This window comes from Pseudotamlana agarivorans, assembly GCF_001642835.1.
GTDB lineage: Bacteria > Bacteroidota > Bacteroidia > Flavobacteriales > Flavobacteriaceae > Pseudotamlana > Pseudotamlana agarivorans.
The window spans coordinates 1-17082 of the sequence record NZ_LXEI01000014.1 but is presented as its reverse complement, the minus strand read 5'-3'; the positions used below and the strand labels follow the sequence as shown (position 1 = coordinate 17082).

The window sequence follows — 17082 nt, the reverse complement described above, 5'->3', positions numbered from 1 at the left end:
AAGGAAAATGGTATTTTCGCGCACGATATTTTTGTCAGTTAGTCTATAATTGACAGCAATTTAACTAGAATTCCCCCATGGGGACATTAAAAATTTAATTTACAAATGGCAGTTTTAAACAAGATTAGACAACGTTCACTATTCTTAATATTAATTATTGCGTTAGCACTTTTTGCTTTTGTATTAGCAGATTTGTTCAGAAACTCTGATGCGCTAACCGCAAAATCTCAAAATGTTATTGCTACGGTTAACGGTAAAGAAATTACACGTGAAGCTTTTTTACAAAAAGTTGAAGTCGCACAAAGACAAGCGGGACCAACAGCAACAAACACTCAAGTTATGAACCGTGTTTGGGAGCAAGAAGTAAGACAAGCCATTATGGAAACTCAGTTTGAAGAGCTTGGAATTACTGTAGAGAAAGATCAAATGAGAGATTTGTTAAGAACATCTTTAGCTACAAGCCCGGAGTTTTTAAATGAGGCTGGCATTTTCGATGAGAATAAATTAAATGAATATATCGCTAACCTTAAGGAAACTTCGCCTGCAGGTTTTGAAAGCTGGGTGAATTACGAAAAACAAATCGCTGCAAACGCGCTTAACCAAAACTATTACAATATGGTTAAAGCTGGTTTAACAGGAACTTTAGCCGAAGGGGAATTAGAGCACCAATTAGAAGGTAATAAAGTAGATTTGAAATACGTGCAAGTGGCGTATACAACTATTCCAGATAGCCTTGTAAAAGTTAGTAAATCGGATATCTCTGATTATATTAATGACAATAAAAAACAATTTGAAGTTGAGGCTTCAAGAGATATTCGTTTTGTTGAGTTCAAAGAGGAAGCATCTGTAGAAGATGAAAACATGATTAAAGAAGAACTTAACAGATATAAAAAAGGACAGTTAGTTGATGCTAACGGTAGAAAAAATGTTATTACAGCTTTTGCTGAAGCTACCGATAATGAAGATTATATCAACTCTGTTGCTGCTTCAGATATTAAATTCAATAAGAGTTTCTTATTTAAAGAAAACTTACCTGAAGAATTTGCTGATGATATTTTTAATTTAGAAGAAGGTCAAGTTTACGGACCATACAAAGAATCAGGTTTCTTCAAAATCTCAAAGGTTGTTGCAGTAAAACAAATTCCAGATTCAGCTAAAGTTAGACATATTTTAATCCCTTTCTTAGGGTCTAGAAGTGCTACTGCTGAGGTGACACAAACTGAAGAGCAAGCGAAATCTACAGCCGATAGTTTATTAGCTGTTTTAAAAACAGATCGTTCTAAATTCCCAGAATTTGTTACTGAATATTCTACAGATCAAGGAAGTGTTTCAAATGAAGGGCGTTACGATTGGCACGCTTACGGATCTATGGTACCAGAATTCAACGATTTTGAGTTTGGTGGTAAAGTAGGAGATTTAGGTGTCGTTAAAACCGTATTCGGTTTTCATATTATAGAAATTGAAGGTCTTAAGGATCCAAAAAGAGCCGTTCAAGTAGGAACGATTGCTAGAAAAATTGAGCCATCAGAAGCGACTACTGATAAAGTGTTTAGAGACGCTTCTAACTTCGAAATAAAAGCTGGTGAAGGTGATTTTGAAGCTGTTGCTAAAGAAAATAAATTCACAGTTAGACCTGTTAACGGTATTAAAGTGTTAGACGAAAGTATTCCTGGTGTTGGAAACCAAAGACCAATTGTACGTTGGGCATTTGAAAAAGATATTGAAGTAGGAGATATCAAACGTTTTAATATTCCTGGAGGTTATGTTATCGCACAGGTTGTTGCTCAAAATAAAGCAGGATTAATGTCTGTTGATGATGCTACAGCTAGAGTTTTACCAATTCTTAGAAAAGAAAAGAAAGCTGAAATGATTAAAGATAGAATTTCAGCAACTTCTTTAGAAGATATCGCTGCTGCGGAAAAAACGTCTGTTAAAACAGCTACTGGAATCAATATGAAAAACCCAACAATTTCTGGGGCAGGAAGAGAGCCTTTTATTGTAGGTGCTGCTTTCGGATTGAATGAAGGTGAAACTTCTGGTTTATTAGAAGGTGAAAAAGGGGTGTATGCTGTACAGGTTACTAAAGTAACACCAGCAGTAAAATTAGAAAATTATCAAGCAGCTGCTAATCGTGTTGAGCAACAAAAAACGAGTATCGTAAATGCGAGACTTTACAATGCTTTAAAAGATGCTGCCGAGATTGAAGATAACAGAGCTGAAGCGCAAATTCAGTAAAAGTTATTACTTTAAAATATAAATTTAAAAGGCCCCGTTTTTCGGGGCTTTTTTGTAGCTATAAGTTATTATTATCAACATATAAAAACTGTTGATAAATTAACTGTAAGTTTTCTAACAAAAAAGCTACTTTTGTGATGTTAAAAAGTTAAGATTATGTCTGAAACAATAGAAAAAGTAAAATGCCTTATTATAGGATCGGGACCTGCTGGTTACACAGCAGCCATTTATGCAGCTCGTGCTAACATGAATCCTGTTTTATATCAAGGTACGCAACCAGGAGGTCAATTAACAACAACGAATGAAGTTGAGAATTTTCCTGGATATCCACAAGGTGTTACAGGTCCGGAAATGATGATGGAATTGCAAAAGCAAGCAGAGCGTTTCGAGGCTGATGTTCGCGATGGTTGGATTACCAAAGTTGATTTCTCTGGCGATGTACATAAAGTATGGGTAAACGACGAAAAAGAAATTCACTGTGATACGGTTATTATTTCAACAGGTGCTTCTGCTAAATATTTAGGATTAGATTCAGAACAAAAATATTTAAAACTAGGTGGCGGAGTTTCTGCTTGTGCGGTTTGCGACGGATTCTTTTATAGAAATCAAGAAGTTGTAATTGTAGGTGCAGGAGATTCAGCTTGTGAGGAAGCTCATTATTTATCAAAACTTTGTAAAAAAGTAACGATGCTTGTTCGTAGAGATGAGTTTAGAGCCTCTAAAATTATGGCTAATCGTGTTAAGAATACCGAAAACATCGAGATTTTGTTTAACACGGAGACTGATGAAGTTTTAGGTGACGGACAAGTTGTAAACGGTGTGCGAGTTTATAATAAAGTGACTAAAGAAAAACATGAGATTCCAGCAACTGGTTTCTTCGTAGCCATTGGACACAAACCAAACACCGATATTTTTAAAGGATTCTTAGATTTGGATGAAACAGGATACATTATTAATGTGCCTGGTACTTCTAAAACGAATATTGAAGGTGTATTTGTTTCTGGTGATGCAGCCGATCATGTATACAGACAAGCTATTACAGCGGCTGGTACTGGTTGTATGGCAGCTCTTGATGCAGAACGCTATTTAGCGTCTAAGGATGCCGATTTTGAAGTAGCGACTTCAACTTACAATTAAAATAAAATCTAAAATTGATTTAAAAGTTCAAGACTGTGTCATATTGAGCTTGTCGAAATATCTTCTTGTACCCACACCAATTGTGGGTTTCGACAAGCTCAACCTGACAAATAATATCAAGTTAACGACTTTTAAATCAATTTTATTAAAATCTCACAATACTTTTATTTAATGATTTATATCGGGATGTGGCGCAGTCCGGTTAGCGTACACGGCTGGGGGCCGTGTGGTCGCAGGTTCAAATCCTGTCATCCCGACAAAAACCGATTTTTTAAAACTAATAAAATCTTAATTAAATGATTTTCAGTGTTTTAATATTTTTTGGTTTTGTTTGATTTCATTTGAAATCGAATATAACTGTGTCCTATTAGGTGTCCTTTTTTATAAAGGATATTTTTTATAAATTGCTGAATGTTAATGAATTGTGTTAGTTTGTTTTCTTGTTGTTTAGATGCCTAATAGGTGTCCTCATTAATAGAAGATATGTACTAATCATCAGGCTATTAGCATGTAAAATTAGATTTGACTTTCACTTTAATGTTTTGTTTAACTAAAGTGAAATGTGATGAAAAGCCCAAAAACGTTCAGTGTAACCTTCTGGTTAAAAAAAAGATCCATTAGACCAAATGGTCATATTCCTATTTATGCCCGTATTCATGTTGAAGGAGTGCGAGTTGATTTAAGTGTTAAAAGATCAACACTTGAGTCAGACTGGTGTTTAGAAACTTCTCGTTTAAATCCACGAATTAAAGGCTCCGAAAATGTGAACTTTTATCTTGATGAGGTGTATGCCAATCTAATTGAATGTCATAGACAATTGTATTTTGAGGGTAAACCTATTTCTGCGCAAGCCATTAAGTCAAGGTATTTAGGGACTGATAAATCACTCGACACTCTATGTGATATTATTAAGTACCATTGGGAAGTAGAGTCTACTAAATTGGAAAAAGGAACTCTTAAAAATTATAATGCAACCGAGAAATATTTAAAGAGGTTTATACGGCATAAATATAAAAAAGATGATTTGCATCTAAATTTTATAGATTACCAGTTTATTGTTGAGTTTGAGCAATTTCTTAGAACCACACCTTCGTTGAAAGCATCACAGCCTTTAAGTAATAATGGGATAATGAAACATATGGAGCGCTTTCAAAAGTTAATTAATATAGCTGTTAAATTAGGTTGCATCATTACAAACCCATTTAATATGTATTCATTAAAATTTGAAAATTACGATAGTGATTTTTTAGAACCGGAGGAATTAAAATGTTTAAATGGATTCAATTCAAATGACTCTAGTCTAATGACTGTAAAAGATATGTTTTTGTTTGCTTGTTATACTGGTCTGAGTTACATTGAAATTAAAAGTTTAACGAAAGAAGGTATTGTTGAAGGTGTTGATGGTAAATTATGGATAGATGTAAGGCGAAAAAAGACTAAAACGAAGGTGAAAGTGCCTCTTTTACCTCAGGCACTTGAAATTCTTAATAAGTATCTGAGTAATGCCGAAAATGATAGATTTTCTGGTTTATTACCTGTTTTTTCAAATCAAACAGTAAATAAATACTTAAAAACAATTATCAAAGAAGTCGATATAGATAAGAATATTACTTTTCATGTTGCTAGACACACATTTGCAACTACCGTAACACTATTGAATGATGTGCCTCTGGAAACTGTTTCCAAATTACTTGGTCATACAAAATTATCTACTACTCAAAAATACGCGCGAGTAATGGAGAAAAAAATTAGTAAGGATATTTCGCGGCTTAAGCAAGTATTAAAAGAAAATGAGCATAAGAATAATGTAAAGCCGCCTAAGTTCGAATCTGTTCATTTACGGATTGTTTAATTCTTTATAATTTACTACAGATGATTTGAGTTTTATAATTCTATACGGCCAGTCAAACGTCGTAATTTAGAAGATAGATCTTATAAAAATAAGTTTTGTGAATTTTGAATCTTTTTTTTGAAAGTATAGGTTGTTTTTTTTGGGTAAAAACCATAAATCTTCTTTGTTTAATGTAATTAGGTAATATTTTCTAAATGACTATTATTGTACCTACGGAGTAAAGCTAAGGGTTTATTATGAGTTGTATTGTTCAAAAATATTTCAATTAGCTTATGGGTTTTTGTTGGTTTTCTTACATTTAAAAAAATATCTTCAATTGAACAACTTATAATTTATCGTTCTACCAAATGAGTCAAAACAAAAGAATACCAGATGCGGATTTATCAAGTGCAGGAGATGACTTTCATATATTATGGGCCATCAAAAAATCTCTTGATTTATTAAATTTTGATGAGAAAGGATTGAAAGCTGTAACTATTGAAGGTGTTGAAGAGAATGCCTCAAAAAAATTAGACCCTACTGGCGAAAAATTTTTAGGAATAGACCTTACCGAATATTATGGAGGCATTGATTTTGAAACCGCAAACTCGGTAATTATTTCTCAGTTGAAATACAGCACAAGGAGAGCAAATGAGAGTCTTACTTACTCTAAACTTTACAATGGAAAGAAATCTAAAAAAGGGTCTATTATTCATAGGTTAGCAACAACTTTTAAAGTGTTTTTAGACGAATACGGAAGAAATGAAGTAATTAGAAAAACAATTATAAAATTGGTTAGTAATAGAGGTGTTAACACTACCCTCTTTAATCAATTTACTCAAATACATAGTTTTCTACGTAAGAATAAAAGACCTCTAAGTTTTAATGTTGTTCTAAATAAGTTGCCTAATTTATCCAGAAAACCATTTGATGAATTGAGACAGGCTTCTGGATTGAATTTAACAGAGTTTACTGACTTTATTAGATTGCTTGATTTTGAAGATTGCGGAGCAGATTCAAGACAAAAATTAAATTTTGAGTTAATAAAATCAATAGCTGAAACAAGCATCAAGTCTCAAAATCAATTCAATTCATTATTTCAAATGATTTGGAGGAAAATGATGCCTGAAAGTGATGGAGAAAGAACAATAACTTTGATTGATGTTGTTACTAATTTTGGGTTTAGTAGTATTGACAACCTATTTCCAGTATCACAAAATTTTGAAAAAAACTCCAAGGTTGTAAATCGAGAACAATTGGATGATATCGTTTTTGCAATACAACAGAATACGACCTACTTACCAATCTGTATTCACGGAGGAGCAGGAATAGGAAAATCAACGATTATCAATCAAGCTAAAAATAGACTTCCTGAATATTCAGAATGTATTTTATTTGATAGTTACGGAGCAGGCAAATATCAAAATCCCGAAGACAAGAGGCATCTGCATAAGAACGCTATTACCCAAATAGCAAATGAACTAGCCAAGAATGTTGGGACTGATTTCTTACTTGTACAGAATGAATCTGATGATGTTTATTTGACAGAATTTATTAGGAGAATAGAAAAAGGTGTAGAAATATTACGAAATAGAAATCCCCTTGCTTCTCTTGTATTCATAATAGATGCAGCAGATAATAGTGTAACGGCTGCCCAAAATTTTGGGGAAAAGAGTTTTATAGAAGACCTTTTTAATATTGATATTCCAGATGGATGTCATTTTATTGCGACATCAAGAACTTACCGAAAGGAGTCTCTTAACCTACCAGATAAATATCTTGATATTGAATTAAAGCCATTTAGTTTAGACGAAACAACTTTATTTATAAAAAAGAGTTTTCCTGACATTACAGATGAAGAAATTTTAGAATTTCATAAATATACAAAGGGCATTCCACGTGTTCAATTCTATTCATTAGACCTTAGAGAGCAGGGAATAAATGAAATTATAAACTACCTTAAACCAAATGGAAAAGTCGTAGAAGATTTGATTTTAGACAAGATTGAACAGGCTGTAATTAGAATAGGAAAAGAAAAAAGACCTCTTGTCGAGGAGTTTTTTAAACTATTAATTTCTCTTCCAAGACCAGTTCCTATTGAATACCTATCAGAAATATTAAATGTTGAAATAAGTTTCTTAAGCGACCTTTCGTCTGATATTTGGAACGGTCTGATTTTAGAAGATGGTTTGTTTCGTTTTAGAGACGAGGACTTCGAGAATTATGTAAAGCAAACTTATCAAAGCACAAAGGAAGAATTAAAACAAATAGCTAAGTTATTACTAAGTAAATCAAAAACAGATGAGTATGCCTCAATTAATTTAGGAAGTCTTCTGTTTACTGCCGACTACAAAAAAGAGTTAGTTGAAATAGTTCTAAAGAGAGAATTATTAGAGTTTCCAAAAGACACTATACGAAATAAAGAAGTTTATGCCAATAGAACAAAGTTGGCTTTAAAAGTAAGTAAGGATATTCAAGATAGTCTAACCTATTTCAAGTTGTTATTTATTGCAGCAGAGGAATCTAAAACAGATAAGGCTCTTACACGGTTATTAATTGATTATCCAGACTTAGTTTCCAGATTTGGAGATGAAGTTTCATTATCCAGACTTAAGCTGAAATCAAATGAAAAACCTTGGGGTGGTTCATTTCATTTAAAATTAGCAGGAATATATTCACGTAGAGTAGAAAACAAAGAAATAGTTTTAAAACACCTAAGAACAGCCCGCGAATGGATTAACTGGAGAAGGTCGAAAAAGGACGAAGAGTTAAGAGACTATACTATTGAAACTATTGATATAGTATATGAGGTGGAGGCTGTTTTAAGAATATTTGGTATTGAAAAAGCTATTGAAACGATTAATAGATGGAGACCAAAAGAGATTAGACTTTCTGTAGGCAACTATTTAGTTGAAAATATTATTAGCTATTCTAAAGATGAAGAAATTAATTCGTGGTTGAAATACCCAAAGTTTCGTTTGGTTTCTCAAGTATTCATTATTTGCAAATCCTTTCAATATGGTATTCCTATAAATTACGACATCAATTCTATTGCCATTCGCTTAGCAAATGTATTACCAAGAGTTCAAACTGAATTTAAAGAAAATTTCAAGCAGTTAATTATACAGTTTTGTGGAATATTAGCATACCACAAAATAGATACAGAGACAATACTTGGTATTTTGGAAAAAATAAAAACCAAGCCATTAGAAAGGATTCCATATTTCTACAATAGCTATTCTGATAAAGATGAAGAAAAAGTAATGAGTAACTTTTTAAACATGGAAACTTTAATACTTTCATTAAATGAAGAAGAAGCCGATTTAGAAAATTTCTATCCAGAGAAGTTTAATGATTTAGATAAGATTGAAGACTATGAGAAGAGAAATTATTTAGAAAGTGATAAAAGGGAGTTTACAGGATTCTATAAATACGCTATTCCTGTTTTTCAACTATATTCAGACATTTTAACTAACAGAATTAATGAAAAAGTTTGCTTAGCGAAATTTAAAAGCATTTGTAGTGAAATTAAAAATGATTATCACTTCAAATATGAAAACAGGCATTGGTCAAATGACAGACTATTGTTTTTATCTGGAAAATTAGCAGATGTGGCTCTGTTATTTAAAAATAGAACTAAGTTAATAGATGTAGTAATTAGTTCTTTTGACAGTCAAACAGACAAACTAAGGCTTCGTTTTGAAGTTCTGAATAAAATAATATTACAAAGAGATATAGAGAAAACATCATATCAATTAATAGACCAATCAGACAAAATAATTAAGGACTCTGAACTATCGGCTAATGAGATGGTAGAGAATTATATTAAATGCTTGCTTTTGAGTAGCAAAATAGATGATTCATTTGGGCAATATTTCTTTGACGAAGCAATAAAGGCAACTTCTGAGATTGATTACGAGGCATTCACTCAAATTTTATCTATATATTATTTGTCAGGAACTGGAATAACGAAACCAAATCCTAAATTAGCTTACGAGTATGCTCGTTTCATTGAATATTGTGATGTGAAATTGGGCTATTATGATAAAAAGCACTTTCCATATTTAGAAGGTTTGTTAGGCATTGGTAATATAGACACTTCCTCAATGTTTGCAACAATTTGCAGATGGCATCATAGAAATATTGCTTCAATTGGTAGTAGAATAAATTACCTGTCCAAGAGGGCGTTGGAAAATGAATATATTGACCATATAACGGCAGCATCTTTACTCCCCATAAAAACAAATTACAATTATGAAGAATTAGAACAATTATATAAGTTGCTTATTCAGAAGTTTGATGAGGTAGGCAATCCAGAAACTAAAGACATATTCATAAAGTCAGAATTTCATAATCTGCGATTGGATAAGGACAAACACTTTGTGAGAAAGATATATAATGAAGTAAAGTCTGGAAAGTTCATAGATAAAAACACAGTATCAGAAATCAAAAATTATATAGATTTTTTAGATTCACTTGAGAAGAAAAATGATAAAGAAACAAATATCAGCGGTTTTAATAAAGGAGATTTTAAGCATATTATCGTTCTATCAGCAATAGATACTTCCTCAACAAAAGAATTGGAAAAAGCAATTGATTCTATTATTGTTAATAGTGCTAATAGCTACAATCATCGTTGGGGTATTGAAAATTTTCTATCAGACATTGTAGATAAATGTGCTCCGAATGAATACACCCAATTTCTAAACGCTTTAGTTGATGTCAATGAGAAATTACTCGATTTTCACACATTTGAAAATATTATAGAAAAGGCTATAAATGAATGGGATTATTATCCAGAAATTAAAAAATGGAAGCAAGAAAAGTTTAAATATATCTTGTTGAATAAACTTCAACACTTTGATTATGGTATTGCTTTAAGTATTTGGTCTTTAAAGAAATTCGCTAACTTATTTTCTATTGATGCTAAAAAACTGGCAGATGTTATGATAGAAATTTTGCCTCAAAAAATAGATTTACTTTCAGATGAATCAATATATAGTTCTTTTGAGGTTATTAAACATAAACTCAAACCAAGAGAAAATGAAGAGTTATTAGAGTGGATTCTTGAAAGATGGAATGCTAAAATTAAGCCCGGTTTTGCAGATGGTGGTTGGCGTGATGAACTAACACCTCCAACAGATAGTAATCAAAACATAGCTTATTTTTTGAGATTCCTTTTAGGTTATCCTGATAAGAAATTACGATGGAGAGCCATTCATTCGATTAGAAGACTAGCAAAACTCGATAAAACAGAAATACTTAAAGTTTTATTAGAAAAACAAAACGAGAAAGATTGTTTTCCTTTTCAGAACAAGGAGTATATCTATTATTGTATGTCTGCAAAGTTGTACCTTTGGATAGCAATAGATAGAATTTCTCTCGAAAACCCTAATATTCTTATTCAATTTAAAGATGTCTTTTATGATGAATTGATGAACGAAGATTTACCTCATGTATTAATAAGACAATTCATTAAGAAGACCTGCTTAAATCTTAATGCTTATGATGATAGCTTATTTACACATATTGAGGTTCAAAACATAAAATCTATAAATCAAACAAAATTAGGATATGTTGAAGAAAAAACATTAAGTAGAGAACAAAGGAAATATTCATCAAAATCAGAAAAAGATTGGCAATTTAAGTTCGATTCAATGGATACTTTACCATACTGGTATAGTAGGCTTGGAAGGTGTTTTAATTTATCAGAATATGATGTAGCAGATGTGGCAGATAAGTTTATTACAGAAAAATGGGGATACACAGGCGATTGCTTAGATGATGATTATTTGAGAGGACAGTTATATGAAAGAGATTGGAGCAAAATGTATAGAAGACACGGAAATAATCCTGAAATCGAGGATTTAGAGAGTTACTTTGAATATCACGCAATGTTCTGTTCCGCTAATTTTTTGTTAGAAAAAGAACCCTTACTAAAAACAGAATCTTGGGACAGTTGGGAATATTGGTTAGATTCTGAGGCTAACGCTTTTGATGATTTATGGTTATCTGATTTAAGAGACCCTATTCCCCTTGAATCACAGTATTGGAAAAGCGAAATAGATAAGTTTGATAAAGAGTGGAGGGGTAATATTGCAGACGAGTATTTCGATGAAAAGATAGGATTTATTAGCACTGTAGAAAATGAATGGTTAATCGTTTGCGGAGGAACAACCAAACATATTGGAGTTAATGAAGAGTCATTGAGTGTCCAGTCTTGTTTAGTATCCAATAAAGGAGCTGACGCCCTGCTTCGTGCCTTGCAAACAACAAAAGACAGTCATGATTATGTGATTCCTTATGAAGAGGTTGATTTCGACGATGAGTATAGATATGATGATAAGGCAATTGATGAAAACGGTTTTTCTTTAAAGGGATGGCTATTGGATATAACGAGTGAATACGAAGGAATTGATAAACACGACCCATTATTCAATGGTACTTCAAAAGGTTTTATACGGTTTGGCAATACAGTTCATAGTTATTTTGATATTGATTATAATGTACTATATAGAAAAGGGTATATGGAAAATGAACTTATCTGTGAATACAAAAATTGGAACGAAATAACAGATGACGAATATGAAAATCGCAAATACAATTCACAAGTTTTAACCTCAGGAAGTATATTTCAAGTGAGTAGTGATTTCTTGATAAGATTTTTGAAAGCAGAACAGAAATCATTAATAATTAAATGCGTAATTGAAAGGCAGCTTGAAGAAAGAATTTATCGCAAAAATTATGATGATAACAGAAATAAAGTTAAACTTTTTTTAATAAAGCCAGATGGAACAGTCAAAACACTCAGAGGAAGAGATTTTAAAATTGGGTGAAAAAATAGTAAAGGAATTAGATTTAGAATATTCTCTAAATACCTTAGCGCGATGGATGTCTCACTACATTGCAGAGTTAATCCAAGAAGTTGAAAAGACAAAGTCCAAAGAAGAGAAGAAACTATTGCAAACGGAATGTTGCGACATAATTTTAAAAATATGGGCTCAAAAAGAAAATGTTCCAATTAGAAAACCTTTAGACGATTTAAAGCCTGTAATAGAGATTTTACAAATTATAAATGAAGAAAAAGAATTGAGGATATTACCTCGATGGTTAGAATATAATCCGCTTCAACGAGAAAATGAATGGGCAACTTTTGTTGATATTGTTAAGAATAACTCTGAAAAAATTTTTAGTAAAGTTGTTCAGATGAATTTGCATAAGGATATTTTGGGCAAGGATAAAGAGTGGATGAAAGAGAACAAAACGTTTCTTAACAAAGAACAAGTCAATTTTCTTGAACTTATTGACGTTATGGATAAAACCCGTACTAAAAATGATGTTATAGATTTTAACAATTTCGAAGTGTCAGATGATAATTTGCAAAGAGTTGAATTTATATTTGATGAATTGGAATCCCTAATAAACAAGCAGAAAGAAGAATTGTTGAAGGTAAAAAGTAGACTGATTTAGGATGTTTTCTAAATATGTTTTTAATTTTAATTATTCGAAACTAATCCAATCAAAGGACATAAAGAAAGACGGTTTGTTAATAATGGATTTATGATAAAAAATTACAGTGGTTGAAACTGTTAGTATACGAAGCTTATTAGTGAATTAAAATAGATTGTTTCTCTGTATTAGATTGTTTAACTATTAAAGCCTGTTCTGTATAATTTTTATACTGAATGTATTATTGTTAACTAAATAGGAGAGTAAAACTTAAATTTATGGCAAATAATAAAATAAAAATTAATAAGGATATTGATCTTCTAGAACTTGACAAATTATATGTTGAGTTAGCTACTTTAAAAAAGCGAAAGGAAATTTTAATTGATCTTATTATTCCTTATGAAATGAAAAATGATTATTTGGGTTTAACTCCAAATATTATTCAGTTTGTATCTACATGGTTGAGAAGTGAAAATAGTGGAAAATTAATAATCGACGTAAAAAAAGATTATTCCAAGTTTTTAGAAAGTATCAGTAGGAACGATTATCTATTTCCTTTGATTGGATTAGTTTGGAATAATAATGGAGTTTATGATTTAGATGGAAATAGTTTAAGGAAACAATTGAGGACTGAATTAAATAAAGTCTTTATTAAAATGGCAAAAGTAGAGGCTTTAAAAGGTGATAAGTTGTTATTAACTAATTTGGATCACCTTCCTGGAGATATGGGGGGGTTACCATGCTTTGAATCAAATGGCAGTTATATATCAAATGAAAGGGATTTGGCTATAAGTTTAGAAAAAGTGATGATAGATGATGTATTAAGAAATTACGGAAATGATATTCATACTATTTATAAAGAAGTAAAAAAAGATTTGAATAGTATTGTTTACGAATTGATGAAGAATACTTTTGAATGGGCTAAAACAGATGAAGAAGGAGTTCCATTTGACCCTAATATACGAGGTGTGTTGATTAAAATGAATAAAAGGGTACGTACAAAATTGTTAGACCATTATTCTTCCAGTAAAGCTATTTCAAATTTTTTTGAGAACAAGCGTTTAAAAGAGAATGATAAAGGAGAAGTTTATTTTTTAGAAATTTCTGTTTTTGATAGTGGTTCTGGCTTTATAAAGAAGTTTAAATCTCTTAATAAGGGGAATGAAGATTTAACAGAGCTAGAAATAATAAAGAAATGTTTAATAAAGCATAATACTTCAGCAAAAGGATTAAATAAATCTGATAAGGGGATAGGTTTGGATAGAATTCTTCAAATTTTAAATGGAAAAGGTTGGTTAAGAATTAAAACAGGGAAAAGTTGTGTTTATAGAAATTTGATAACAGAACCATATATAAATATTGAAACGGATAAAATTGAAGAAATGAAATTGTTTGATTGGTCTAAAAATTCTGATGTAAAATTTTCAGACTATCAAAATGTTTCTGGTTCAGTAATAACAATAATATACCCATTATCTATTAATCGCTAATATTATGCACAATTTTTATATATATAAATACGATTATAAAAAATTAAGGGAATCTAATTTAGTTACAGTTTCAACCACTGTTATATTTTGTGATAATACAATAATTGATCAAAGTATATTAATAGATGAAATAGGAAGGTTTTATGAGTGTTTTTCTCAAACAGATGAAATTTATGCGTTAGGTGGTGAATATTTAGAGGGTCGATTGTTGGAGGTTTTTGATACAGGAAAGGAGAAAACATTTAAAAAAATTCCAAAAAGAGACGAAACTTCTTTGTTTGATAATATTTACATTTTGACCTTTGGTAAGCAAGGAGAATTGAGAGAATTAAAAGGGAAAAATATTACCCGAAAATTTAAGGAAGGATTTCTTAATGAAGGATTGCAAAATATTTTTATAAATAGAGGAGGATTAGTAGAAACAGAAGGAAGCCACCACTATGTATTCCCATCAGGTAAGCATTGTGATAAATTTTTAAGAACGGGAAATATACTTTTGCATAGCTGCGAGATAAACTTTATTGCTTTTTCAATGTTAAATTATTTTAATGATGAAATACATAGTCAGATTTATTGTGATAGTTCATCTATAAATTCTATAGGTTTAGCTTTGTCAAGTTTGAAAAGTAGATTTTTAAAGGGTGTTGACTCACAAGTCTCTATTGAAAGTTTTAGTTCTTATGAAGGGTTGTATTCAAATAAACTTAATTATAAGAATAATGCTTTATTAATAATATCAGCCTCCACATCAGGAAATATATTAAATTATATTACCAGTAAGCATAAGGAAATAGCAAGGTCTAATATTGTTGTACTTTACTACTTGGATTTAAAAGGAAATTACTCTGATATAAGGGATAATGTTCTTTGTAATTTAACTTATGATGAAACAACAAACCCCAATGGGGTTAAAGCTTATAATTCATACACAGAAGATGATTGTTTGCATTGTAAACGAGGGTCTTATCCAGTTGAAGTCTCCGGAGATGTTTTCTTGTTAGAAAAACCAAAAATTAATCCTGTTCTAATTGGAATTGCAGATGCAAATAAAAGGCTTTCCTCTTTTGTAGAAGAATTTATGTCATACTCTAAGAAAGATACTGTTCTGAAAGTAAATTATAAGGAAGAAAGTGAAACTTCAAATAAGTATGATATCTATATAGAATATTCTGAAATTTTAAAAGGAATTAGGAGTGACAGTGGTAGGTTTTGTGACTATAAAAAGAAGTTAAATGCATATATAAATCAATTTGTTCCTAGTAATACACGGTGCATAATTCATTTAAATGATGATTCTTCGAAAGATTTGTCTAATTATATTCTAGATAAAATAAAAATGAATTACAACAATAATTCAATCCCAGAGGTGGTAAGCCAAGATGAATTTTCGAAAGTGGTTCAAAGAAGTCCAGAGGGAAGTGTTTTGGTTGTTGGTTCATGTATATCTAATGGAAAAAACCTTTTGTACTTAAGTAGAGCATTGAGGAACTATGAAGGATTAAGAGTGGTTTATTTTGTCGGAATTACTAGAGTTACAAATGCTTCTTTACATAGAGTTTTGAAATCTAACCTAAAGCAGGGTATGTATGGTCCTGAAACAAGCACATATATTGAGGTAGAAAATATATATTGTTCAAACATTTCGAAAAATAATAATTGGCAACAAGAATTGGAGTTTTTGAAAAGTATAATTGATTTACTGAAAGATGAAGAGAAATATGATTCCTCACTTAAGTTTTTTGAGATAAGAAAGAATGTTATAAATAAAAGTTATTCAAAAGAGATAAAAGGATTATCTAATAATTTGTTTTTTCCACCAATTAAAAATTTGAAAGATGTGTTGCAGATTAGAAATAATTTTGCCTTTTTTAATTTTGAAGGTTATGTCAATCACGTAACTCAATCAGACATTTATTTTACCTTTAATAATGTTATAAATGATTTAAGAAATTCTAGTAAAATTGATAAATCTTTAAACCAAACACCTTTTGTGAGAAATCTATTTTCTCCCAATAATTTTAACCGTTTCAATGACGGGATTATTCAAGCTTCAATTTTAAGAAGTGCTTTTTCTACTGAACTAAGTTATTTTATAGATGATGATTTATCTTATGAAATGAAAGGAGTGTTGGAAACAATTATTAAATATTATGATGATGATCAAGGAGAAGCTTTGTTAGAGTTTTTATACGCAATGGCAATTGGAAAATTGTCTTTGAAGAAAGAACATTTATTGGATATAATTAGGTTGCTAAAACGTGAAATTCAAGTTGAAATTGTAGAATGTTTTGTTATGTATCTTGAAAAGAAATTGTTGCCTAAGTTTTATAGGTAAATTGTGATTTTTTATTTCGTTTATCAATAATGTTGTTTATAATATAAAAGCGTTTATTATCTTGTAGTTATAGAAGCGGGAGGTTTCAGAAATATCTCAGATGAAGTGTTTGAATAGGCTTTAGATATTCTTATTTTATGTTACATTAGCAGTGATAAAATAAAAAAGGAACACATTATGAAAGAACTTGTAGAACAAATCAATGCACAATTCGAAGCATTCGCCAAAGATGCTAATGCTCAGTTAGATAGTGGAAATAAAGCCGCAGGAACCAGAGCTCGTAAAGCCACTTTAGAAATGACTAAGCTTATGAAAGAATTTCGTAAGGTATCTTTAGAGGAGTCCAAAAAATAAAAAATTTTATTTTTTGGAATTATAGCATCCCTTCAAGTTATTGAGGGGATTTTTATTTGGGCATGACGCCACTTGCATTTTTAAATGTAAAATGTAAGTGGGCCGGGTTATCCGCTATATCTTTTGTGATTTTTAGGAATCACAAAAGGATGCCGCTGCTACCCCTCATGCAACGTATTATTAATAGTTCATTTCAGTACATTTCCCTGCATTTCTGTAGCCTTCCCTAAAAATGTAGCCTTCCCTAAAAA

8 protein-coding genes and 1 tRNA gene are annotated in these 17082 nt (G+C 31.0%); all 9 read left to right on the top strand.

What is annotated here, in order from left to right:
• The first annotated feature begins 105 nt into the window (after nt 1-105).
• The 9 genes from A6I66_RS13195 (at nt 106) to A6I66_RS13155 (ending at nt 16831) form a co-directional block, all read left to right on the top strand.
• Entirely contained in the window at nt 106-2235 is a 2130-nt protein-coding gene (locus tag A6I66_RS13195; protein WP_067150194.1) for a peptidylprolyl isomerase, read from the top strand.
• A 156-nt stretch (nt 2236-2391) separates the two neighbouring features.
• Entirely contained in the window at nt 2392-3372 is a 981-nt protein-coding gene (trxB, locus tag A6I66_RS13190; protein ID WP_067150191.1) for a thioredoxin-disulfide reductase, read from the top strand.
• A 182-nt stretch (nt 3373-3554) separates the two neighbouring features.
• Nucleotides 3555-3629: transfer RNA gene (locus A6I66_RS13185), tRNA-Pro, on the top strand.
• 308 nt (nt 3630-3937) lie between these two features.
• Nucleotides 3938-5224: a site-specific integrase gene (locus A6I66_RS13180; RefSeq protein WP_067150184.1), complete on the top strand. Its 1287-nt coding sequence runs from the start codon at nt 3938-3940 to the stop codon at nt 5222-5224.
• A gap of 347 nt (nt 5225-5571) precedes the next feature.
• Nucleotides 5572-12039, top strand: a complete 6468-nt coding sequence (locus A6I66_RS13175) for an AAA family ATPase (RefSeq protein WP_067150180.1) — start codon at nt 5572-5574, stop codon at nt 12037-12039.
• Nucleotides 11993-12673, top strand: a complete 681-nt coding sequence (locus A6I66_RS13170) for a hypothetical protein (protein ID WP_067150177.1) — start codon at nt 11993-11995, stop codon at nt 12671-12673. The genes A6I66_RS13175 and A6I66_RS13170 overlap by 47 nt, the downstream gene beginning before the upstream one ends.
• Nucleotides 12674-12930: 257 nt before the next feature.
• Entirely contained in the window at nt 12931-14142 is a 1212-nt protein-coding gene (locus A6I66_RS13165; protein WP_067150174.1) for a hypothetical protein, read from the top strand.
• Between the two features lie 4 nt (nt 14143-14146).
• Nucleotides 14147-16477 carry a hypothetical protein gene (locus A6I66_RS13160; RefSeq protein WP_067150171.1) on the top strand — a complete coding sequence of 777 codons (2331 nt, stop codon included), beginning with the start codon at nt 14147-14149 and terminating at the stop codon, nt 16475-16477.
• A 177-nt stretch (nt 16478-16654) separates the two neighbouring features.
• Nucleotides 16655-16831, top strand: a complete 177-nt coding sequence (locus A6I66_RS13155; protein ID WP_067150168.1) for a histone H1 — start codon at nt 16655-16657, stop codon at nt 16829-16831.
• Nucleotides 16832-17082: the final 251 nt, after the last annotated feature.

Coding starts and splice junctions, on each gene's coding strand:
- A6I66_RS13175 (WP_067150180.1), top strand. CDS start 5,572: ATGAGTCAAAACAAAAGAATACCAGATGCGGATTTATCAAGTGCAGGA.
- A6I66_RS13160 (WP_067150171.1), top strand. CDS start 14,147: ATGCACAATTTTTATATATATAAATACGATTATAAAAAATTAAGGGAA.
- trxB (WP_067150191.1), top strand. CDS start 2,392: ATGTCTGAAACAATAGAAAAAGTAAAATGCCTTATTATAGGATCGGGA.
- A6I66_RS13155 (WP_067150168.1), top strand. CDS start 16,655: ATGAAAGAACTTGTAGAACAAATCAATGCACAATTCGAAGCATTCGCC.
- A6I66_RS13195 (WP_067150194.1), top strand. CDS start 106: ATGGCAGTTTTAAACAAGATTAGACAACGTTCACTATTCTTAATATTA.
- A6I66_RS13165 (WP_067150174.1), top strand. CDS start 12,931: ATGGCAAATAATAAAATAAAAATTAATAAGGATATTGATCTTCTAGAA.
- A6I66_RS13180 (WP_067150184.1), top strand. CDS start 3,938: ATGAAAAGCCCAAAAACGTTCAGTGTAACCTTCTGGTTAAAAAAAAGA.
- A6I66_RS13170 (WP_067150177.1), top strand. CDS start 11,993: ATGGAACAGTCAAAACACTCAGAGGAAGAGATTTTAAAATTGGGTGAA.